21 protein-coding genes are annotated in these 20104 nt (G+C 61.1%); 13 read left to right on the forward strand and 8 right to left on the reverse strand.

What is annotated here, in order from left to right; translation table 11 throughout:
• Positions 1-23 precede the first annotated feature (23 nt).
• Positions 24-1505: a lipopolysaccharide biosynthesis protein gene (locus AC1DF8_RS20520; protein WP_478154687.1), complete on the forward strand. Its 1482-nt coding sequence runs from the start codon at positions 24-26 to the stop codon at positions 1503-1505.
• A gap of 49 nt (positions 1506-1554) precedes the next feature.
• Positions 1555-2385 (forward strand): glycoside hydrolase family 16 protein, encoded by an 831-nt coding sequence (locus AC1DF8_RS20525; protein WP_113209935.1) that lies wholly within the window; start codon positions 1555-1557, stop codon positions 2383-2385.
• Here the strand turns inward: AC1DF8_RS20525 and AC1DF8_RS20530 are convergent.
• Positions 2382-3263, reverse strand: coding sequence for a LysR family transcriptional regulator (locus AC1DF8_RS20530; RefSeq protein WP_112543894.1), 882 nt, complete (start codon positions 3261-3263; stop codon positions 2382-2384). The genes AC1DF8_RS20525 and AC1DF8_RS20530 overlap by 4 nt on opposite strands.
• A 93-nt stretch (positions 3264-3356) precedes the next feature.
• Here AC1DF8_RS20530 and AC1DF8_RS20535 point away from each other — a divergent pair, with 93 nt between their 5' ends.
• From AC1DF8_RS20535 to AC1DF8_RS20545, 3 genes are read left to right on the forward strand one after another with little or no spacing between them, the layout of a single operon-like run.
• Positions 3357-4142, forward strand: coding sequence for an SDR family oxidoreductase (locus AC1DF8_RS20535; RefSeq protein WP_478154690.1), 786 nt, complete (start codon positions 3357-3359; stop codon positions 4140-4142).
• 10 nt (positions 4143-4152) lie between these two features.
• Complete coding sequence (locus AC1DF8_RS20540; RefSeq protein WP_478154692.1) at positions 4153-4857, forward strand: ribonuclease activity regulator RraA; 705 nt, start codon at positions 4153-4155, stop codon at positions 4855-4857.
• Complete coding sequence (locus AC1DF8_RS20545; RefSeq protein WP_478154694.1) at positions 4854-5780, forward strand: dihydrodipicolinate synthase family protein; 927 nt, start codon at positions 4854-4856, stop codon at positions 5778-5780. The genes AC1DF8_RS20540 and AC1DF8_RS20545 overlap by 4 nt, the downstream gene beginning before the upstream one ends.
• A gap of 33 nt (positions 5781-5813) precedes the next feature.
• Here AC1DF8_RS20545 and AC1DF8_RS20550 read toward each other — a convergent pair whose 3' ends face one another.
• The 3 genes from AC1DF8_RS20550 to AC1DF8_RS20560 form a co-directional block, all read right to left on the reverse strand.
• Entirely contained in the window at positions 5814-6785 is a 972-nt protein-coding gene (locus tag AC1DF8_RS20550) for a D-2-hydroxyacid dehydrogenase family protein (RefSeq protein WP_478154696.1), read from the reverse strand.
• 107 nt (positions 6786-6892) lie between these two features.
• Positions 6893-8089, reverse strand: a complete 1197-nt coding sequence (locus AC1DF8_RS20555; RefSeq protein ID WP_478154698.1) for a LysR family transcriptional regulator — start codon at positions 8087-8089, stop codon at positions 6893-6895.
• Between the two features lie 33 nt (positions 8090-8122).
• A complete protein-coding gene (locus AC1DF8_RS20560) occupies positions 8123-9043 on the reverse strand; it encodes a methylenetetrahydrofolate reductase (protein WP_478154700.1) in 921 nt (306 codons plus the stop codon).
• 338 nt (positions 9044-9381) lie between these two features.
• Between AC1DF8_RS20560 and AC1DF8_RS20565 the strand changes: the two genes are divergently transcribed.
• From AC1DF8_RS20565 to AC1DF8_RS20585, 5 genes are read left to right on the forward strand one after another with little or no spacing between them, the layout of a single operon-like run.
• Entirely contained in the window at positions 9382-10341 is a 960-nt protein-coding gene (locus AC1DF8_RS20565) for a VOC family protein (RefSeq protein WP_478154702.1), read from the forward strand.
• A gap of 3 nt (positions 10342-10344) precedes the next feature.
• Positions 10345-11073: a PIG-L deacetylase family protein gene (locus tag AC1DF8_RS20570; RefSeq protein WP_112543901.1), complete on the forward strand. Its 729-nt coding sequence runs from the start codon at positions 10345-10347 to the stop codon at positions 11071-11073.
• Positions 11073-11744 carry a 4-carboxy-4-hydroxy-2-oxoadipate aldolase/oxaloacetate decarboxylase gene (locus AC1DF8_RS20575; protein ID WP_478154704.1) on the forward strand — a complete coding sequence of 224 codons (672 nt, stop codon included), beginning with the start codon at positions 11073-11075 and terminating at the stop codon, positions 11742-11744. The genes AC1DF8_RS20570 and AC1DF8_RS20575 overlap by 1 nt, the downstream gene beginning before the upstream one ends.
• Positions 11737-12795, forward strand: a complete 1059-nt coding sequence (locus AC1DF8_RS20580) for a 4-oxalomesaconate tautomerase (RefSeq protein WP_478154706.1) — start codon at positions 11737-11739, stop codon at positions 12793-12795. Before AC1DF8_RS20575 ends, AC1DF8_RS20580 begins: the two co-directional genes overlap by 8 nt.
• A 51-nt stretch (positions 12796-12846) precedes the next feature.
• Complete coding sequence (locus AC1DF8_RS20585; protein WP_478154708.1) at positions 12847-13713, forward strand: NAD(P)-dependent oxidoreductase; 867 nt, start codon at positions 12847-12849, stop codon at positions 13711-13713.
• Positions 13714-13865: 152 nt separating this feature from the next.
• Here AC1DF8_RS20585 and AC1DF8_RS20590 read toward each other — a convergent pair whose 3' ends face one another.
• Genes AC1DF8_RS20590 through AC1DF8_RS20605 form a run of 4 tightly spaced genes read right to left on the reverse strand, consistent with a single transcriptional unit; the run spans position 13866 to position 16083 of the window.
• Entirely contained in the window at positions 13866-14192 is a 327-nt protein-coding gene (locus AC1DF8_RS20590; protein ID WP_478154710.1) for a YciI family protein, read from the reverse strand.
• Positions 14192-15034, reverse strand: coding sequence for a class III extradiol dioxygenase family protein (locus tag AC1DF8_RS20595; protein ID WP_112971269.1), 843 nt, complete (start codon positions 15032-15034; stop codon positions 14192-14194). Before AC1DF8_RS20595 ends, AC1DF8_RS20590 begins: the two co-directional genes overlap by 1 nt.
• A complete protein-coding gene (locus tag AC1DF8_RS20600) occupies positions 15027-15380 on the reverse strand; it encodes an extradiol ring-cleavage dioxygenase (protein WP_478154712.1) in 354 nt (117 codons plus the stop codon). The genes AC1DF8_RS20595 and AC1DF8_RS20600 overlap by 8 nt, the downstream gene beginning before the upstream one ends.
• Positions 15373-16083 carry an alpha/beta fold hydrolase gene (locus tag AC1DF8_RS20605; RefSeq protein WP_478154714.1) on the reverse strand — a complete coding sequence of 237 codons (711 nt, stop codon included), beginning with the start codon at positions 16081-16083 and terminating at the stop codon, positions 15373-15375. Before AC1DF8_RS20605 ends, AC1DF8_RS20600 begins: the two co-directional genes overlap by 8 nt.
• Positions 16084-16282: 199 nt before the next feature.
• On the opposite strand from AC1DF8_RS20605, the gene AC1DF8_RS20610 reads away from it, so the two are divergent.
• The 3 genes from AC1DF8_RS20610 (at position 16283) to murA (ending at position 20103) form a co-directional block, all read left to right on the forward strand.
• Positions 16283-17017 (forward strand): GntR family transcriptional regulator, encoded by a 735-nt coding sequence (locus AC1DF8_RS20610; protein ID WP_112543907.1) that lies wholly within the window; start codon positions 16283-16285, stop codon positions 17015-17017.
• A 156-nt stretch (positions 17018-17173) separates the two neighbouring features.
• Positions 17174-18586: a vanillate/3-O-methylgallate O-demethylase gene (ligM, locus tag AC1DF8_RS20615; RefSeq protein ID WP_113116768.1), complete on the forward strand. Its 1413-nt coding sequence runs from the start codon at positions 17174-17176 to the stop codon at positions 18584-18586.
• Between the two features lie 194 nt (positions 18587-18780).
• Positions 18781-20103 carry a UDP-N-acetylglucosamine 1-carboxyvinyltransferase gene (gene murA, locus AC1DF8_RS20620; protein WP_049800896.1) on the forward strand — a complete coding sequence of 441 codons (1323 nt, stop codon included), beginning with the start codon at positions 18781-18783 and terminating at the stop codon, positions 20101-20103.
• Position 20104: the final 1 nt, after the last annotated feature.

Below are 20104 nucleotides of genomic sequence, written 5' to 3' on the forward strand. Positions count from 1 at the left end.
TGTAGATGGCCAAGGAATAAATCGTGTCAAGCGTATCGCATAGAACGGCGACAGCAAGCATATGGACAATAAGCGGAAAATTCCTGGCACGACTGCTCGACTTCGTGAGCCTGCTCGTGCTTGCGAGACTTCTGAGCCCGGCGGATTTCGGGATCGTCGCCATCGCTACGTCGGTGCTCGTCATCGTCGAGGCGATTCTCGATCTTCCGCTCACCCAGGCGCTGGTACGCATTCCCTCGCCATCCGAGCGGATGTTTGCAACAGCCTTTACGTTGAGCCTCATGAGAGGAACGGCGATCAGCCTGTTGATGATCGTCGTCGCCTGGCCGATGGCTCTCTTCTACAATGATCCGCGGCTTTTACCGCTGGTCGCCGTGATTTCGATAGCGCCGGCGATGCGCAGCGTGATCAGCCCGCGCATGGTGCTCTTCATGCAGCGCTTCGACTTCCGGCGTGAATTCGCCCTCGACCTCCTTGCCAAGGGGGCGACGCTGATCTTCAGCGTCGGTGTCGTGCTTGCGACCGACAGTTACTGGGGGCTGGCGATTGGCGCCGTTGCCGGGCCGACGACGTCTACCATCGTCTCCTATATTTTCGCGCCGATGCGACCGAGGCTCAGCCTTTCGGAATGGAAGCATTTCCAGGACATGGTTGGCTGGAATACGGTTTCTCAGGTTCTCAACTCGCTCAACTGGCAGATGGACCGATTGATGCTGCCGCGCTTTACGAGCCTTTCCACCTATGGCGCCTTCAGCGTTGCCGACAACCTTGCCGGTATCCCCTATCAGACGTTCGTCGGCCCGCTAATGCGTCCGCTGATGGCTGCCTTTTCCAATGTCAGCGACCGGGGTCAGCAGATCACCGCCTATTTGAAGGCCACAAATGCGATCATGGTCGTGGCGGCGCCTATCCTGCTCGTGATCATTCTTCTGGCCGAGCCGATCGTGCGTATCGTCGTTGGCGAGAAATGGATCGTTGCAGCGCCGATCCTGCAGTGGCTTTGCATCGTCAGCCTGATTGGCCTGCCGACCACTATCATGCCTTCGCTCGTCATGGTTCTCGACAAGACCCGCTATGTGGCGCTGCGGATGTTTGCCGAATTCGCAGTGAGAGCGCCGGTTACGGTGGTCGGTGTCGTGATGTTCGGGCTTGAAGGCGCCCTGGCGGCACGCGTCATCGCCGCCGTCGTCGCCTATCTCGTCTGCCTTGTCATCATGCAGCGGCTGATCGGCGTCTCGATCGGCGCGCAGCTTTACGCGTTCGTCCGTCCGCTTGTCGCCTGCCTGCCGATGGTCGGCTTCCTGCTTTTGGTCCAGCCAGTTCTCGTAGCCATACCGCTCGGCTTGGAACTCGTCGTCGTCGTCGGTTTCTGCAGCATTGGCGCACTGGCGCTCTTCTGGGTTTTCTCGCTGCTCCTGTGGCAGGCCGTCGGAAGGCCAGCTGGGCTCGAAGCTATTATCGTCAGAAAGATCGTACCCTGGCGAAACGGAGTCGTCGTTTCATGATCGGCTCGCAAAACCCGCAGCGGGCTCAACATCTCCGGGAGGGAGAACAATGCGTCACTCGAAATTTGCCGGAAGATTTGCACTTCTGATCATCATCGGCCTTTTCGGTCCGCCGGGCCCCCGGCCCAGCGAAGCGGAAGAACCGCTCAATCTCGACGATTTCCAGCTAACCTTCGCCGAAGACTTCAACACGCTTGACGTTTCGGCCTGGGGCGAGAAGGGATCGCGGTGGATTGCCCACACCCCATGGAATGGTGATTTCGGCGATGCACAGTTTACCGACCCGATGGACGGTTTCCCTTTTACGGTCAATGACGGCATCCTGCGCATCGAGGCCCGGAAGGATGCGGAAGGCAAGTGGCGTTCCGGCCTGCTAGCCTCGACCAATCCGAAGGGTGAGGGCTTTTCGCAGACGTTCGGTTATTTTGAAGCACGCATGAAGCTACCGCCCGGCAAGGGCGTCTGGCCGGCTTTCTGGCTGATCGGCCTCGACCGGTCCAAATTTACCTCTGAAATCGACGTGATCGAATATTATGGTCGCGCGCCCGGCGAGTTCAGCATGGGTTATCATGTCTGGCGCCCAAGCAACCAGCACACGACGGACGGTCATCTGACAAATGTGCCTGAAGGCTCGCTGAGCAGCGACTACCATACGTTTGGCGTCGATATTGGTCCGCAGAAATCGACCTTCTATCTGGATCGTCAACCGTTGTGGAGCTTCGATACGCCGCCGGAATTCCATATGCCGTTCTATCCGCTGGTCAATCTTGCGCTCGGATCGGGCTGGCCGATCGATGAAACGCCGAACCCATCCTATCTGTTGGTCGACTATATCCATGTCTATCAGCGCAAGAACCTGATTTCGGCCAAAAACGATTAGGGCCCGATGGCGGTCTGCGAGCGTTTGAGCGCGTCGAGTACGATGCCCGTCAGCCGACGCGACGGGGAACTGCGCGGCCAGAGCATTCCGACCTCTCGCGGTGGAAAGGGTACGGGCAGTTCGAGGACGGCGAGGTTGAGGCCTTCCGGCCAGGGCCTTGCCCAGTCCGGCACCAGCGAGACGCCGAGCCCGTTGGCGACCATGACTGAGATTGCTTCGAGGGAATCGAGTTCCAGACGTTCAGCCGGCTTCAGACCCTGTCTTTGAAGATATTCGTCGGCAAGGCGGCCGCCCCAGTTGTTCCGGTCGTAGCGGATGAAGGGGCGGGTCTTCAGGAGTTCGTGCGGGTTCTTGCCCTGGCAATCGGCGGGGGCCACGAGAACCAGACGTTCGGCCCGCAGTAGCTCCCATTCCAATGTTTTCGGTATCGAAAAAGGTGGTTTTACAATGATTGCCGCGTCGATATCCCGATCTATCAGCCGCTGGTAGAGATCGGTCGACGGGCCTGGCAGTAGGAAGACCTCGACAAGCGGCATGCTGGCGAAGACGTCGTGCAGGGCTGATGGCAGCAGTCCGGTCAGCGCGGTGGTGATGGCGCCGAGGCGAAGCTCGCCGGAGGGCAGGTCGGCATTGGCGAGGCTGCGCAGATCTCGGACCTCGGCAAGGATCCTGCGGCTCTTTTCGATAATGGCGTGGCCGGTATCGGTCGGGCGGACACGGCGGCCGACGCGGGTCAGCAGCGGCACGCCGACGTCGTCTTCCAGTGCCTGCATGCGTTGGGCCACCGCGGCAGGCGTAATGCCGAGGCGGCGGGAGGCCTCGGCCAGTGACCCAAGCTCGGCAACCAGTAGAAATGTATCGAGAAATCGCGTCTCCATAAGGATAGATTTTCTATCTTCTGAAACCAGAAAAAGCGAGATTTTTCTTCTTTTCCCGATCGCCATAATGCGGGCGAAACGGGAGTATTTGCCTTGGATATGCAATTGAACGGAAAGACTGCGTTGGTGTTCGGCGCGGGCGGCGGACTGGGTGGGGCGATTGCCCGCTCGTTGGCTTCAGAGGGGGTTCGCGTTGCCGTCGCCGATATTGACGAAGGTGCCGCAACGAAGACGGCGGAAGGCATTGTTTCTGCGGGAGGAAAGGCGCTGGCGATCGGCTGGGATATTGCCGATCTCTCCGTCATCGAGGCGAGGCTGGCTGTGATCGCCGATACGTTAGGAAGCATCGATATCCTCGTCAACAATACGGGTGGGCCGCCACCGACACCGGCTTCCGGTCAATCGGCGGAAACCTGGTCGAAATATTTCGACATGATGGTGCGCTCGGTGATTGCCGTGACGGATGCCGTGCTGCCCGGCATGAAAGAGCGCGGCTGGGGCCGCGTCATTACCTCCACCTCGTCCGGCGTCGTGGCGCCGATTCCCAATCTCGGTATTTCCAACAGCTTGCGCCTGGCGCTGGTCGGATGGTCGAAGACGCTTGCACGCGAAATCGGACGTGACGGCGTCACCGCCAATATCGTGCTGCCGGGACGTATCGCGACCGGCCGTATCACCTTCCTCGATGAGCAGAAGGCCAAGCGGGAGAACCGGCCGGTGGAAGAGGTGACGGCGGAAAGCACGGCCGCTATCCCTGTCGGACGCTATGGGCGGCCAGAGGAATATGGCGACACGGTTGCTTTTCTGGCAAGCCCGCGCGCATCCTACATTACCGGCTCCGTCATCCGCATCGACGGCGGCCTCATCCAGAGCATATGAGGTGCTGACAATGTCTCTCGATCCGGCTGCCATAGAAACTCTGAAGGGCATCTCCACGGCGACGCTGACAACCGTGCTTCTGAAAAAGGGGCTCAGAAACGTCTGGATGCGCGGCACCAAGCCGCTACGGCTCGGCCAGGAGCGGGTCGTCGGTCCGGCCTTCACGCTGCGTTTCGTACCGGCGCGTGAGGATCTGGCGACGCCTGAAAGCTGGGCTTCACCGATTTCTACAAGAGCGGCAATCGAAGACATGCCCGAGGGATGCATTGCCGTGGTCGATGCCATGGGCGTGCAGGATGCCGGCATTTTCGGCGATATCCTTTGCGCCCGGATGATGAAGCGCAAGGTCGCGGCCCTGGTGACCGATGGCGTCGTGCGCGATCTCGAAGGCGTACTTGCGAGCGGATTGCCGGTCTGGTGCGACGGCATGGCGGCACCGCCTTCCGTCGCCGGGCTGACCTTCGTCGGCTGGCAGCAGCCGATCGCTTGCGGCGGTGTTGCGGTTTTCCCCGGCGATATCGTCGTTACAGACAAGGACGGCGCCGTGCTTATCCCGGCAGCTCTGCTGGATGCGGTGCTTGCCGAAGCGCCGGAGCAGGAGCGTATGGAAGGCTGGATCATGACCGAAATCGACCGGGGCGTACCGCTGCCCGGTCTCTATCCCATGAATACTGAAACGAAGGCACGCTATCAGGCGTGGAAGGATGCACAATGAGCTTCGGGACTGACGCCAAGGGCGTCTACGCTATCGCAACCACGCCATTCCTGCCGGATGGGAGTCTCGATACGCCGTCGATCGACCGGCTGACCGATTTTTATCAGGACAGCGGCGTTACAGGCATGACTATCCTCGGGATCATGGGTGAAGCGCCGAAACTGGAGCCCGCCGAATCGCGGGCAATCATCCGTCAGGTCGTCGGCCGTTCCAGGGTGCCGGTCATTGTCGGTGTTTCCGCAGCCGGTTTTGCGGCGATGCGTTCGCTCGCCCGCGATGCGATGGACATGGGTGCTGCGGGTGTCATGATCGCGCCGACCCCGGCGCTCCGCACCGACGAGCAGATCATCCAGTATTTCGCGCAAGCCGTCGAAGCCGTCGGCACGGACGTTCCGTGGGTGCTGCAAGACTATCCGCTGACGCTGACGGTCGTCATGTCCTCGGGCGTCGTTGCCAAGATCATATCCGACCATCCGTCCTGCCTCATGCTCAAACACGAGGACTGGCCGGGCCTGGAAAAAATCTCGAAACTGCGTGCCATGCAGAAGGCCGGCGATCTCCGTCCCTTCTCGATCCTCTGCGGCAATGGCGGCATGTTCCTCGATTTCGAACCGGAACGCGGTGCGGATGGTGCCATGACCGGCTATGGCTTCCCCGACATGCTGGTGGAACTCGTCAATCTGTTTGCCGCCGGCAAACGTGATGAGGCGCATGATCTATTCGACGCTCACTTGCCGCTGATCCGCTACGAGCAGCAGCTCGGCGTCGGCCTTGCCGTTCGCAAGCATGTCCTGATGCGTCGAGGTGTCATCACCTCCGATGCGCAGCGCAAGCCCGGGAGTGCGCTCAGCACCACCGCGCGGGCCGAGGTCGACTATCTGCTGCGCCGACTTGCGCGGCATGATCCCCGCGCGCCCGTTTGACGAAAACTCCCCGCTGCAAAGCGGGGAGCCCCCTCAATGTTGTGCATTGAGGACACGCGATGGCTTTCCGTCGATCCAGCCTGCGATATCCTCCACCGCGTCCCCGTAGAAAATGCGATAGGTTTCTTCCGTCACATAGCCGAGATGCGGGGTTGCCACGACATTGGCGAGCCGCCGAAAGGCGTGATTTGCGGGCAGCGGCTCCGCGTCGAAAACATCGAGGCCGGCGCCGCCGAGATGGCCGCTTTCCAGTGCTGCTATCAGTGATTGCTCGTCGACAAGCGGCCCTCGGGATGTGTTGAGGAGGATGGCGCCCGGCTTCATCAGGCTGAGCTCGCGCTTGCCGATGATGCCTGTCGTTTCCGCATTCAGGGTCAGATGCAACGAGGCGATATCGGCGGCGCGCAGCAATTCGTCGAGGGTAGCGGCATAGCCGATGCCCAGTTCGGCACTGTTCTCCGGCGTGTTGGAGCGCGACCAGCCGATAACGTTCATGCCGAAAGCGCGGCCGTAAGCAGCAACCTGCCGGCCGAGCTTGCCAAGACCGGCGACGCCGAGCGTCAGGCCCCTGAGGTCGCGCCCGACCGACAGTTGCCATGGGTCCTTTGCTGCGCGGAAATTGGCGACTTCCGAGGGGATATGGCGAACCATCGCCATCAGCAGCGCCCAAGTGAGTTCGGCGGCCGAACCGACAAAGCCGCCTGTGCCAGCAACGGTAATGCCGAGACGGGCGGCAGCGGCCATGTCGATCGAGGCATTTGCCATCCCGGTCGTGATCAGCAGTTTGAGCTTCGGCAGGCGGCCAAGGCGTTCGGCATCGAAGACGGTGCGCTCCCGCATGGCGACGATGATCTCGTAGTCCGCGAGCCGGGCAATGAGGGCGTCTGTGTCTGCGACACCGTCGTTGAAACAGTCGATCTCGACCTTCGCCTCGATGCTGCTCCAGTTGGCCATGGACAGGGCGACGCGCTGATAATCATCGAGAATGGCGCAGCGTAAAAGCATTCGAAGAACTCCATGAAACATCGTTACTGGCTGTCCCGGCCAGAGAACCATTACCGCATATTCCGAGAACATGGGGGCCGCTCGCGCAATCGTGAAAGACGTTTGGGCTAGATGAGTTCTGCCGAATGTTTTCTGAGCAGAGAAAGAAATTCCGCCTGGAGAGCGGTCGGCAGCCAATGGCGGCGTAACGTGACGCCGACGGGACGGCGGGAACCGGACAGCGGATGGTCCACCGTCGCGAGGAAGCCTGCCTCCAACTCATAACGGATCTGGTGGCGTGAGAGCAGGGCGAGGTGATCGGATTTCAGGAGCACGCCCCTGATGGCATTGAGCGAGCCGGTCTCGACGCTCTGGCGGGCGGGTTTGTCCTTCGGGAAGGTTGCTGCCATTGCGTTGAATGTTTCGCGCGAAGGCGTATCGCGGCGGGCGACGACCCAGGGGTAGTCAGCGAGATCGTCAGGGGTGATCCCGCGATGCCGCGTCAGCGGATGGTCGGCGCGCCCGACGATGCTGAGTTCGAAATCGAAGAGCGGTTCCTGATGCAGGGTTTTCGAGACGAGGTTTTTGCGCAGCGCACCGACAAGGATATCGACGCGACCTCGCTCGAGATCGTCTATCAGCACCGCGTAGCTGCCCTCCACGATTTCGAAGCGTGCGAGCGGATGGCGGTTGGCAAGATACGCGATTACGTCAGGCACCAGGAAGGTTCGGGTCAGCGGCAGGGTACCGATCGAAATACGGCCAGCATAGCGATTGCGGGCCTCCTGGAGTTCGTCGCGCAGGCTTTCGAATTCGGCAAGCGCCAGGCTGAACCAGCGAGCGGCGGAAAGTCCTGCAACCGTCAAGCGGACGTTGCGACCGAAATTTTCGAAGAGGGCAATGCCGATAACGGCTTCGGCCTCGCGCGCCGCGCGCTGCACGGCCGGCTCCGATTGTTCCAGCATGCGCGCTGCGGCGCTGAAGCTGCCGTGCTCGGCAAAGGAAGTGATGGCGTGCAGGTGCGGCCATGTCAGACGCGCCTCGGTGATGTCGATTGCCGCTTTCGCGGTCGATATGCATGCCTGGCGGATAAGGTCGCAGAGGCGGCGGAACCGCGGCAGGACGATCTTTCCTTCCGCCGTCAGTGCCATGGTATCGCGTTCGATCAGGGTCGCGTCCAGAAGCTCTTCCAACCGCCGCAGGGCCTGAGACGCCGCCGGCTGGGTGATGCCAAGGGCGCTCGCGGCCGATGTCAGCGAGCTGGTCTCTGCGCAAGCAGTGAAGAGCCTGATGTGGCGGAGGTTCGGATGGATCGGCTTCGACATGGCTCTTCCTGAAAGCCCGCAGCCCGGGCCGCGTCAGGGTAGCGCGATAGGAGTTTCGGCGGAACGGTGTTTGTTCATCCAGTCAGCCGCCACCTGGATGCCGCCGAGTGGGAAGATGTGCAGTTGACTGATAAGGCTTTCAGGCCTTCTTGCCTTGTAATCGGCAAAGGCGGCGACAAGATCGGTCGGTTCATAGGGGAGCAGCAACTTGCTCATGTCCATGGCGCGCTTCTGCAGCACCTTCATGGAGGGGCCGATGCCGCAGGAGATGGCGTATTTGATCAGCGTCTGCAGCCTGGCAGGACCGGCAATGCCGACATGGATGGGCATGGTGACGCCGGCTGCCTGGATGCGTTCGGCCCAGTCGATGACAGGCTGAGGATCGAAGGTGAATTGAGTGGTGATAGCAAGCCTGGCGTCGGTTCGGGAAGCGAGATCCTGCTTCCAGCGCAGTGCCCGATCGGCCATGGCAGTTGATCCGTTCGGATCGACATCGCGGCTGCCTTCCGGATGACCGGCAAAATGCAGATGGGTGAAGCCGTGATGGTCGAAAAGCCCGGTCTCGACCAATTGCATGGAACTGTGAAAATCGCCGACAGGCGTGGCCCTGCCGCCACCGAGCAGGAGAGCCTGGCGAACATCGGCTTCGCTGCGATATCGTTCCAGCCAGTCCGCCAATGTGCTGACATCACGAATGCTGCGCGCCGGCAGATGCGGCATGACCGGAAAGCCCTGTCGGTTCAGCCGTCTTGCTGTGGCCACCATATCCTCGATCGGGGTGCCGTCGAGGTGAGCGATATAGACGCGAGTCCCGGCCGGCAGGAGTTCGCGAAAATCGTCAACCTTGGCGGCCGTGCGTGGCATGACCTCGATCGACCAACCCGCGATCATGTCTGCGAATTCCGGCTCCGGAGTAAGCTCCCTGGATTTGCCGGTAAAATTCAACAAAGCCATTCCATCGCTCCCTTTCGGCGTCCTCCACGCCTTTCAAAATGTATACATAATGAATTCTATTTCAATCACTGTGAGTCGATTTGATATGAAAACACGATAAATTCGTCACGACCTCAGTCAGAAAGTATGCATTCTCTGGAATGGAATCGCTCCTGTCAGATTAGCTCCGTATCGATCTGTAACCTCAGCTTATGACCCGTCAGCAGAACGAAATTGCCCGCCGCTGCCAAGCTTCCTAGTGTCTTCAACGACAGGTGAGCGTGGAGGCATCCGCCTGCGAGGAGGATTGTCATGAGATTTTTGAAAGCCGACGAAGCCGTCGCTTGGGGTTTTGGCCCATGACCGAGCCTTGCTTCGATGTCGCTCATCTCGGGCATGTTGAGCTCTACAGCGACCGCTTCGACGAAAGCTTCGATTTCTTCACGCGGGTCTACGGGTTGACGCCGAGCCTGATCGAAGACGGCGTCGCCTATCTGCGCGCTTTCGACGATTACGAATTCCATACGCTGAAGCTCGTGCGCCATCACACAACGGGTGTCGGTCATGTCGGCTATCGCGCCTCGTCTCCGGAAGCCCTGGAGCGGCGAGTGAAAGTGATCGAGGAGATGGGCTGCGGCATCGGCTGGGTGGAGGGCGATGCCGGACATGGCCGCGCCTATCGCTTCACCGATCCGGACGGTCATGTTTTCGAGCTCTACTACGACACGCATGTCTACGAGGCCCCTGAAGGGGAGCGTCCGGCGCTGAAGAATATTGCCCAGCGCTATCATGGGCGTGGCGCCAGCCCACGCCGACTGGACCATCTGAACCTGCTTGCAAGCGATGTCAGGGCGATCCGTGATTTCATGACCAGGGCGCTCGGCAGCCGTGTGACGGAGCAGATCCAGCTCGACAATGGACGGCTTGGCGGCTGCTGGTTCACTGTCAACAACAAGACCTATGATATCGCCTATTCCGAGGACCATACCGGGGCGAGGGGGCGGTTTCACCACGTTACCTACGCCGTCGATCAGCGCGAGGACATTCTGCGCGCGGCAGATATCTTCCTCGAAAACGGCGTCCACATTGAAACCGGCCCGCACAAGCATGCAATCCAGGGCACCTTCTTCCTCTATGTCTGGGAGCCGGCGGGCAATCGCGTCGAGCTCGCCAATGCCGGGGCGCGACTGATCCTGAGGCCCGACTGGCCGACCGTCACCTGGACGGAGACCGAGCGCAAGAAGGGCCAGGCCTGGGGCCTGAAGACGATCGAGACATTTCACACGCATGGCACGCCCCCCGTGGCGAGGAAGGACTAGTTCATGGCGAAGACGGCCTTGGTCATCAGCGCGCATTCGGCGGATTTCGTCTGGCGATGCGGCGGTGCTATCGCGCTGCATCAGGAAAAGGGCTACGAGGTCACCGTTCTCTGCCTGTCCTATGGCGAACGCGGCGAGAGCGCCAAGCTCTGGAAGCATGCCGGGATGACGCTGGAGAAGGTGAAGGCGGCTCGGCGTGTCGAGGCCGAGAATGCCGCCAAGGCGCTCGGCGTGCACGACATCCAGTTCTTCGATCTCGGCGACTATCCGCTGGTCGTCGATCAGGAGGCAAAGTTCCGGCTGGTCGATGTTATCCGTGCCGTGCAGCCGGAATTCATGCTCAGCCATTCCAAGTGGGATCCCTACAATACCGACCATATGTACGCGACGCAGGTGGCGCTCGAGGCGCGCATGATCGCGCAGGCCTGGGGCCATAATCCCGGCGAGAAGGTCCTCGGCGCCCCGCAGCTCTATCTCTTCGAGCCACATCAGACCGAGCAGATGGAATGGAAACCCGACGTCTTCCTCGATATTTCGCCGGTCTGGGAGAAGAAATGGGCGGCGATCCAGTGCATGGAGGGGCAGGAGCACCTCTGGCACTATTACAAGAATGTCGCCGAAAACCGCGGCAACCATTTCATGCGCAATTCCGGCGGCCAGTCGGGCGGTCGCAAGGCGACGCACGCGGAAGGCTTCCAGTCTGTCTTTCCGCGAACGGTGGACGAGCTCTGATGGGTGTCGTCGTTCAGAACATTCAGCGGGCGGAACAATCCGTCATCGATCGCCTCGCTGCCTGCGGCGTGGCGACGGTTCACGAGGTGCAGGGCCGCAGGGGCCTGCTCGCAAGCTACATGCGACCGATCTATCCGGGCGCGAGGATTGCCGCGAGCGCGGTGACCATTTCCGCTCCACCGGGCGACAACTGGATGCTGCATGTTGCGATCGAGCAGATCAGAGCGGGCGATCTCCTGCTACTTGCGCCGACCAGCCCCTGCGAGGACGGCTATTTCGGCGATCTCCTGGCGACCTCGGCCATGGCGCGAGGCTGCCGCGGGCTCATCATCGACGCCGGGGTGCGTGACGTCGCGGATCTCAAGGCAATGAATTTTCCGGTCTGGTCGAAGGCGATCTTTGCGCAGGGCACCGTCAAGGAGACGCTGGGCTCCGTCAATGTGCCCGTCGTCTGTGCCGGAGCGCTCGTCAATCCGGGCGATGTGATCGTCGCCGACGATGACGGCGTCTGCGTGGTGCGGCGGGAGGAGGCGGCCGACATTGCCGACAAGGCGGAACAGCGGCTCGCGGCGGAAGAGGGGAAGCGCCGGCGGCTGGCCGCAGGCGAACTCGGGCTCGATATCTACAGGATGCGCGAACGGCTGGCGGAGAAGGGGCTGAAATATGTCTAGGCCCAGCGCTGGGGAAGGCGTGCGCTGCATGTGGATGCGCGGCGGAACCTCCAAGGGCGGCTATTTCCTGGCGGAAGATCTGCCTGAGGATCGTGACGGATTTCTGCTGCGGGTCATGGGCTCGCCCGATCCGCGGCAGATCGACGGCATGGGCGGAGCGGATCCGCTGACCTCAAAGATCGCGGTCGTCAAGCGATCCGAGCGGCCCGGCGTCGATATCGACTATCTCTTCCTGCAGGTCTTTGTTGATGAGCCTATCGTCACCGATGCGCAGAACTGCGGCAACATCCTTGCCGGTGTCGGCCCCTTTGCCATCGAGCGCGGTCTGATCGAGGCCGAAGACGGGCAGACCGAAGTGCGTATCTTCATGGAAAACACCGGACAGATCGCCACCGCGAAGATTGTCACGCCGGATCGGCGGGTGACCTATGCGGGGGATGCGCGCATCGATGGCGTGCCAGGCACGGCCGTGGCGGTGCCGATCACCTTTGCGGATACGGCGGGTTCGAGCTGCGGAGCCCTGTTGCCCACCGGCCGTGTCGTTGACGTTATCGAGGGCATCGAATGCACGTTGATCGACAACGGCATGCCCTGTGTCGTCATGCTGGCCAGTGATCTCGGTATCGACGGGACAGAAACGCCTGGCGTGCTCGAAGCCAATGGAGACCTCAAATCGAAGCTGGAGGCGATCCGGCTACGGGCGGGGCCGATGATGAACCTCGGTGATGTCGCGAAGAAATCGGTGCCGAAGATGACGATGGTTTCACCCGCAAGGGCCGGGGGCGCGATCTCGACGCGCACCTTCATTCCGCATCGCTGCCATGATGCGATCGGCGTGCTCGGTGCCGTCAGCGTTGCGACAGCCTGCCTTCTTCCGGAAGGGCCGGCGGCGCAACTGGCTGTCGTGCCTGACGGCGACGAAAAACTGATCTCGGTCGAGCATCCGACCGGAGAAATGAGCGTGATCGCGACGGTCAGGAGCGGCGCCGTGAGCAATGCCGCGGTGTTGCGCACCGCCCGCAAGCTCTTCGACGGATTTGTCTTTGCGTGATTGCGGCAGCGTCTCGTCGCGGCGTCGTCCTTCGCAATATAGGAGACTGAGATGAGGATCGGGTTTCTGGGCTATGGCGAAGCGGCAAGAGCGCTTCATGAGGGGTTGAGCCGGCCGGGTCTGAGTTTCATCGCTTATGATATCCTGCTCGCGTCAGGGGGCGAAGCTATACGCGAGGCGATGCGCGCTCGTGGCGCCGAGATTTCCGAGGGCATCGCGGGACTTTCGGAAGCGGATTGGGTGTTCAGCGCTGTGACCGCCGACCAGAGCCTGCTTGCCGTCGAACCGCTCCTGCCACATCTGCGGCAGGGGCAGGTGATGATCGACATCAATTCCGTTTCGCCGGGCCGAAAGCGGGAGACGGCAGCCGCCGTGGAAGCCGCAGGCGGCGATTATCTCGACATGGCTGTCATGGCGCCGGTCCATCCGCGCAAACACCAGACGCCCGTTTTGCTTGCCGGTGCTCCTGCTGAGAGGTTGCTGCCGGAGCTTTTGGCCCTTGGGTTTTCTGCCGAGATTGCTGGCCCGACAGCTGGTGCTGCGACAGCAATCAAGATGGTGCGCTCGCTATTCGTCAAGGGATTGGAGGCGATCACAGTCGAGGCCTTGCTCGCGGCGAAAGCGTCCGGTTGCTACGAAGAAATCCTTTCATCCCTTTCCGGTTCGTTCCCTGGCCTCAACTGGCCGCAATTTGCCGAATATCAGATGGAGCGCACGACGCGACATGGGCGGCGGCGGGCGGCGGAGATGCGCGAAAGCGCCGCGACGCTCGATGCGCTTGGGCTTCGTGGCGAGTTGGCGATGGAGATTGCCGAGGTGCAGGAACGCATGGGAGCGTGCGGTCTCGGGCAGACTGGCGGGCTGGAAGAAACTGTCGGACGTGTGCTGGAATTGCGGCGGAAGCCCCAGAAGGGGTGAGCAATCGGTTCGGGACCGCATAGCGCGGATGAGGGGGCCTTAGCGCACAAGCGACCGTCACTCTCGTTTCGATCGTTCCCTACCTTGCTTTGCCAGCCCCCTCATCTGCCCCTCTCCGGGGCACCCCCTCCCGCTGGTGCGGAACTCGAATTCTATGTCCTTGGTGTCATCGGATCGCTGATGCGCCCGGCCTGGAATGTCGCCGGCAATGGCGTAAGTTCGATCTTTGCCACAATGCCTGCCTTGTTGAAAGGGTCGCCTTCAGCAAAGGCTTTTGCTTCGGCAAGGCCTGCCGTCTCCAGTATGCCGAAATTGCCGATAGAAGCTCCATTGTCATCGTGCAAGGCAGAGCCGATCAGCACCACCGCGAGGCCTTCGCCACCCGATTGGACCCAGGCGCGATGGGCCGCGCGCTGCAGGTCGCGGGCGGTATCCTGCGCTTGATGATGCAGGCAGCGCATGAGGAAAAAGACCGGCATCAGGCGGCGTTTTCCAGCACGACCATGCCGGCGCCGGTCATGGAGGCCGGCGCGTGATAGTGCTTGTGGATGAGATTGACCTGCTCGTTCATGGCGGCGCGCATGACCAGCCACATGATGAGTTCGGCGCCTTCGGAACCGAATTGCTCGACGTAATCCTCGCGGCTCATGGCGCGGTAAGGTTCCGGGTTGGCGGCGATACCGTCAAGCCAGGCGCGGTCGGCCGCCTGGTTTATGAAGCCGGCACGCGCGCCCTGCAGCTGATGCGACAGGCCGCCGGTGCCGAGGATGACAACACGCTCATCGCCGGGCCAGCTTTCGATTGCCTCGCGCAGCACCTTGCCCATCTCCCAGCAGCGCTGCGGTGTGGGGATCGGATACTGGATGGTGTTCACCCAGATCGGCAGAACCTTGACCGGCCAGCGCTCCGGCCGGCCGAAGAACAGTTCCATGGGCACCTGCAGGCCGTGATCGACCTCGATCTCGCGGCAGACCAGCGGATCGAAATGGCGCTCGACCAGCCTGTCGACAAAATGCCAGGAGAAATCGGCAGCACCGTCGAAGGCGGGAATGGGGCGTGGCCCCCAGCCTTCGTCGACCGGCTGATAGGTTTCCGCTACGCCCACTGCGAAAGTCGGCACGCGGTCGAGGAAGAAGCTGTTGCCGTGGTCGTTGAAGATCACGACGGCGATATCAGGCTTTGCCTCACGCATCCATTGCTTGCCGGCTTCGTAGCCATCGAAGAAGGGCTTCCAGTCCGGCGTGTCGCGCAGACCCTTGTCCAGCGCGGCGCCGATCGATGGGACGTGGCTCGTCCCAAGGCCACCGATGATCCTAGCCATGTCTTTTCTTTCCCAGCCTTTCGTAGAGAAAATCCTCATGCGACATGCCGGCCTGGGCGGCGCCGATCTGAGTGATCGGCGTCGGGTCGACAGCGGCGATCTTCAGGATGAAGAACAGGTTACCGCCAAGGCGGACCATCTCGTGCCAGTCTCGGCTTTTGACGGCGGCCTTTTCCTCGTTGTTCAGGCCGAAGCGGGTGAGATAGGCATCCTCATCCGCCTTGAACGCGTCGCGGTTTTCCGCCTGGCCGAGCGCCATCGCCATCTTGTTGAGCCGGTAGCCGCGGATCGAGCTGGCGCGGTCGAAAAGCGGCGTATCGGGAATGGTCCCGCTATTCTCAGGCATGAATTCCTCCAAATCTGCGCGTCAGCCAATCGATGATCGCGGACGTCACCTCGACCGGGCGCTCCACGGGGCCGAAATGGCCAGCATCTTCGATGATGACGAGTTCTGCATCGGGTGCTGCTTCGGCGATTTCCTGATGCTGGGTAATCGGACTCCAGCCATCCTGACGCGCAGCAATGAGCAGGATGGGACAGCCGAGTTCGGCCATATAGGTGCTGGCGTTCGGCCGATTGATAAGTGCTCGAATCTGTCGCTCATGGACATCAGCGCCGGCCCGTAGCACCATGGTGCGTAGATGGCCGATCAAGCCGGCATCTGACACTCGGCCAGGGTGGAGCATGGGCGGCAGCCATTGATCCGCCAGTTGATCCATGCTGCGATGGCCAAGATCGATCATTTGTTGGCGTTTGGCTTCCTCGCCATCGCGTTTCGGATGGTGGCCGGTATTGGCAAGGACCAGTCCGCGAATGCGATCCGGTGCGATACGAGCCATTTCCATGGCGACGCGTCCGCCCATGGAATGGCCGACCGCAATCAAATCGCCTTCAGTGGCGGCCAGAACGTTTTCTGCCATGCCCGATATCGAGGAAGCACGCGAAACATCAGCCGCGTGCACGGGCATGCGGTGCCCGACGGCATCGGCAAGCGGCGCCCAGACAATGCTGTCGGACACGAGCCCCGGAATGAGCGCGAGCGTTGCCATCGATTTTCCTCCCGCAAATCAGACATCATAAATGTATACATTGTGTCAAGGGATGGGAGTGGATCGACTTTCATAAACGCCAATTTGGCGAAGGGACTTTGGCATGATGCATACAATTATGTGTTAGGATGCCGGCTCAGGGTGGGGTTTTGTATGCGTTCCGGCTGCTATATACATTTAACCGGGATTGGAGGCGCCGATGAAGCAGAGTGAAGCCGCAACACATGGCCGTCGCGCCGTTATCGAGTTGCGGGAAAAGATTTTGAGCGGCGAGTTGCAGGGCGGCACGCGCCTCTTCGAAGTGCCGCTGGCGGAGGCGCTCGATATTTCACGCACTCCCGTGCGGGAGGCCATGTCCCGGCTGACGGAGGAGGGGCTGCTCGATCGCCTGCCAAATGGTGGCTTTGTCGTCCGCCGTTTCGGTTTTGCCGATGTGGTCGATTCGATAGAAGTGCGCGGTGTCATGGAAGGCATGGCGGCAAGGCTCGCTGCGGAACGCGGCGCCGCACCCGATGCGCTCGAAGATATCAGGCAGACGGTGCTGAAGCTCGACGCCTGTTTCGGCGAGCAGCTCGACGATGTCGATTTCGATGCCTATTCCGACCTGAACGAAAAATTCCACCATCAGCTTGCAGCGCTTGCCGGCAGCGAGATCATCAGGCGTGAGGTGGAGCGGGCAAGTTCGCTGCCCTTTGCCTCGCCCTCGGCGTTCCTGCCGGACAAGGCTGATATCACCGCCTTCCGTCGTTCGCTGCGCTCCGCGCAGGACCAGCACAGGGCGCTCGTCAGCGCGATCGAAGCGCGCGAAGGCAGCCGCGCGGAAGCGATCGCCAGGGAGCATGCCCGCACGGCGCGGCGCAATCTTGAATACATTCTGGCGGAAGACCCAACACTGATCGAACAGATCAGGGGACTCGCGCTGATTCATCGGTAATTTCAGATAATTCCCGGTTCTGAAGGGCGGCCTGTGGCCGCCTTTTTTCATTTTCGGAGCATTGGCCTGGGCGTTGTCGGGACAAAATAGGCTTGCAATCTGATCGCATTGGGCATTTCATGTATACATTATCGCATGCCAATGGGAGGACATCAGGTGGCGAGATCGAACCTATCCGAAGTTTTGAAGTCGGCTGGCAATACGGTGGAGTTGCTGCGCAATTCCAAGGTCGGCATGTATGTATACCCGGTCGTTGCGGCCGAGTTCTCCAACTGGCGTTCGGAGCAGGCCGCATGGCGCAACTCCGCCGTCCTCTTCGATCAGTCGCACCATATGGACGAATTGACCGTCGAAGGCCCTGACGCGGAGAAGTTCCTCGCCTATCACGGCGTCAACTCCTTCTCGAATTTCGATACGAACCGCGCCAAGCATTTCGTACCGGTCACGCCGGCCGGTCATGTGATCGGCGACCAGATCATCTTCCGCGAACGCGATGATAAGTTCATCCTCGTCGGCCGCTCGCCGACCTCCAACTGGCTGATGTTCTGCGCTGCTTACGGCAAGTGGAACGTGCGGCTCAAATACGATCCGCGCTCGCCCTCGCGCCCGGAAGGCGAACGGGTGTTGCGCACGCATTATCGCTACCAGATCCAGGGACCGGATGCCCCAAAGATCTTCGAGAAGATGAATGGCGGACCGATCCCCGACATCAAGTTCTTCCATGTCGACAAGATCAAGGTCGGCTCGAAGACCGTGAATGCGCTGCGTCACGGCATGTCCGGCGCGCCGGGCCTGGAAATCTGGGGTCCCTACGAGGACAAGGCCTATATCCACTCGGTCATCCTGGAATCGGCAAAGGCGGCGGGTGTTGATCTCGTACGCTGCGGCAGCCGCGCCTATTCCACCAATACGCTGGAATCCGGCTGGATCCCGTCGCCACTGCCCGGCATCTATACGGGTGACGGCATGCTGGCTGCCTATCGCGACTGGCTCGGCGCCGACAGCTACGAGGCAACTGGCGCCATCGGCGGAAGCTTCGTTACCAGCAATATCGAGGACTATTACGTCAATCCGTTCGAACTCGGCTACGACTTCTACATCGGCTGGAAGAAGGACGATTTCATCGGCAAGTCGGCACTGGAGAAAATGAAGGGCCAGACGAGCCGCAAGAAGGTGACCTTCGAGTGGAATGCCGAAGATGTCGTCAACGTCATCGCCTCGGCCTTCCGTCCGGGTGAGGATCATTTCAAGTGGATCGATTTCCCGCAGCCGAATTATGCCTCGACCAGCGCCGACAAGATCATGCGCGACGGCAAGATGGTCGGCATGTCGATGTTCAATGGCTATAGCTACAATGAGCGCTGCATGCTCTCGCTCGGCATTGTCGATGCCGATGTTGAGGTTGGCGATGTGCTGACCCTCGTGTGGGGCGAACCCGACGGTGGATCAGGCAAGACCTCGGTCGAACCGCACAAGCAGGCGGAAATCCGCGTGCGTGTTTCGCCCACGCCCTATTCCCGTGAAGCTCGCGAGAATTACGCCGACAGCTGGCGTAGCAAGAAGAGCTGAACTCCGACACCACCATCCACGGTGTTAGCGACGGCGCTCGGGAGGGCGCCGTTTTTCATGGATTCGTCCTCGCGCATTGCCTCTAGCCGACCACGCATGGCAGCTGTTAGAACAGCCACTCTTCCCGATCGGCGATCACTCCGATGTCACAAAGACAACGCAGATATGCCTCCTGAAAATCGAATCGAACAAGGATGACAGCAGTGGCACAGGCCCAGCCGCATGAGCGAATTCAGTACATCGTCGAGGGCGGCCATCGCCTTGCCGGCGAGATCCAGCCGAGCGGCAACAAGAATGCCGCCTTGCCGATCATTGCCGCTTCGCTGCTGACCGACAAGCTCGTGTATCTGACCAACGTGCCGCGTATCCGCGACGTCGAAGCGCTGGTCGAGCTGATCCAGTCCGTCGGCGCCAAGGCGCGCTGGCTCGGCCGCAACGAACTTGAGATCGAGGCGAGCGATCTCAAGCCGGCCGATCTCGATCCGGCGTTGTGCGCCCGTATTCGCGCGTCCATCCTGCTTGCCGGCCCGATGCTGGCTCGTTGCGGCGAGATCACGTTGCCGCCGCCGGGTGGCGATGTCATCGGCCGCCGCCGCGTCGACACACATTTCCTGGCACTTGAACAGCTAGGCGCCGAGATCAGCGTCAACGGTTCCTATAGTTTTCGTGCCAGGCACCTGCGCGGTGCGGACGTCTTCCTTGACGAACCGTCAGTCACTGCCACGGAAAATGCGCTCTGTGCGGCTGTGGCGGCTGAAGGCAAGACGATCCTGCGCAATTGCGCCTCCGAGCCGCATGTCCAGGATCTCGCCCATTTCCTCATTGCCATGGGTGCCAAGATCGAAGGTATCGGCACCAATACGATGATCATTCATGGCGGCCAGCCTCTCGGCGGCGCCTCACACCGCATCGGCCCTGACCATAACGAGATTGGCTCGCTCATCGGCCTTGCTGCCGTCACCGGTTCCGAGATCGTCATCCGACGCGCGGGTGTTGAGCATCTGCGCTCGACGCTGATGACCTTCGAGAGGCTTGGCATCCGCTGCCGCATCGAGGGCGACGATCTTGTCGTGCCAGCGGGTCAGGAGATGAAGATCCAGCCGGATTTCGGCGGGCATATTCCGAAGATCGAGGATCAGCCCTGGCCGGCTTTCCCGGCCGATACGATGTCGATTGCCATCGTCACCGCCTCGCAGTGCGATGGCGTGGTGCTGATGTTCGAGAAGATGTTCGAAAGCCGGATGTTCTTCGTCGACAAGCTGATTACCATGGGTGCGCGCATCGTGCTTTGCGATCCGCACCGCGCGATCGTCGCCGGCCCGTCCAAGCTGCGTGCTGCGCAGGTGGAGAGCCCCGACATTCGCGCCGGCATGGCGATGCTGATTGCTGCCATGTGCGCCGAAGGAACGAGCGTCATCAACAATGCCCAGCAGATCGAGCGGGGATATGAGCGGATCGAGGAGCGGCTCAACGCGCTCGGCGCGCGCATTACCCGCGTGCCGCCGCGCGAGGCATAAA

The sequence above is a fragment of the Rhizobium sp. 05N49 genome (assembly GCF_056396805.1).

Coding starts and splice junctions, on each gene's coding strand:
- AC1DF8_RS20575 (WP_478154704.1), top strand. CDS start 11,073: ATGGGTGTCGTCGTTCAGAACATTCAGCGGGCGGAACAATCCGTCATC.
- AC1DF8_RS20600 (WP_478154712.1), bottom strand. CDS start 15,380: ATGCCTGAGAATAGCGGGACCATTCCCGATACGCCGCTTTTCGACCGC.
- AC1DF8_RS20595 (WP_112971269.1), bottom strand. CDS start 15,034: ATGGCTAGGATCATCGGTGGCCTTGGGACGAGCCACGTCCCATCGATC.
- AC1DF8_RS20555 (WP_478154698.1), bottom strand. CDS start 8,089: ATGTCGAAGCCGATCCATCCGAACCTCCGCCACATCAGGCTCTTCACT.
- AC1DF8_RS20540 (WP_478154692.1), top strand. CDS start 4,153: ATGTCTCTCGATCCGGCTGCCATAGAAACTCTGAAGGGCATCTCCACG.
- AC1DF8_RS20570 (WP_112543901.1), top strand. CDS start 10,345: ATGGCGAAGACGGCCTTGGTCATCAGCGCGCATTCGGCGGATTTCGTC.
- AC1DF8_RS20580 (WP_478154706.1), top strand. CDS start 11,737: ATGTCTAGGCCCAGCGCTGGGGAAGGCGTGCGCTGCATGTGGATGCGC.
- AC1DF8_RS20545 (WP_478154694.1), top strand. CDS start 4,854: ATGAGCTTCGGGACTGACGCCAAGGGCGTCTACGCTATCGCAACCACG.
- AC1DF8_RS20605 (WP_478154714.1), bottom strand. CDS start 16,083: ATGGCAACGCTCGCGCTCATTCCGGGGCTCGTGTCCGACAGCATTGTC.
- AC1DF8_RS20585 (WP_478154708.1), top strand. CDS start 12,847: ATGAGGATCGGGTTTCTGGGCTATGGCGAAGCGGCAAGAGCGCTTCAT.
- AC1DF8_RS20610 (WP_112543907.1), top strand. CDS start 16,283: ATGAAGCAGAGTGAAGCCGCAACACATGGCCGTCGCGCCGTTATCGAG.
- murA (WP_049800896.1), top strand. CDS start 18,781: ATGACAGCAGTGGCACAGGCCCAGCCGCATGAGCGAATTCAGTACATC.
- AC1DF8_RS20590 (WP_478154710.1), bottom strand. CDS start 14,192: ATGCCGGTCTTTTTCCTCATGCGCTGCCTGCATCATCAAGCGCAGGAT.
- AC1DF8_RS20560 (WP_478154700.1), bottom strand. CDS start 9,043: ATGGCTTTGTTGAATTTTACCGGCAAATCCAGGGAGCTTACTCCGGAG.
- AC1DF8_RS20530 (WP_112543894.1), bottom strand. CDS start 3,263: ATGGAGACGCGATTTCTCGATACATTTCTACTGGTTGCCGAGCTTGGG.
- AC1DF8_RS20550 (WP_478154696.1), bottom strand. CDS start 6,785: ATGCTTTTACGCTGCGCCATTCTCGATGATTATCAGCGCGTCGCCCTG.
- AC1DF8_RS20565 (WP_478154702.1), top strand. CDS start 9,382: ATGACCGAGCCTTGCTTCGATGTCGCTCATCTCGGGCATGTTGAGCTC.
- AC1DF8_RS20525 (WP_113209935.1), top strand. CDS start 1,555: ATGCGTCACTCGAAATTTGCCGGAAGATTTGCACTTCTGATCATCATC.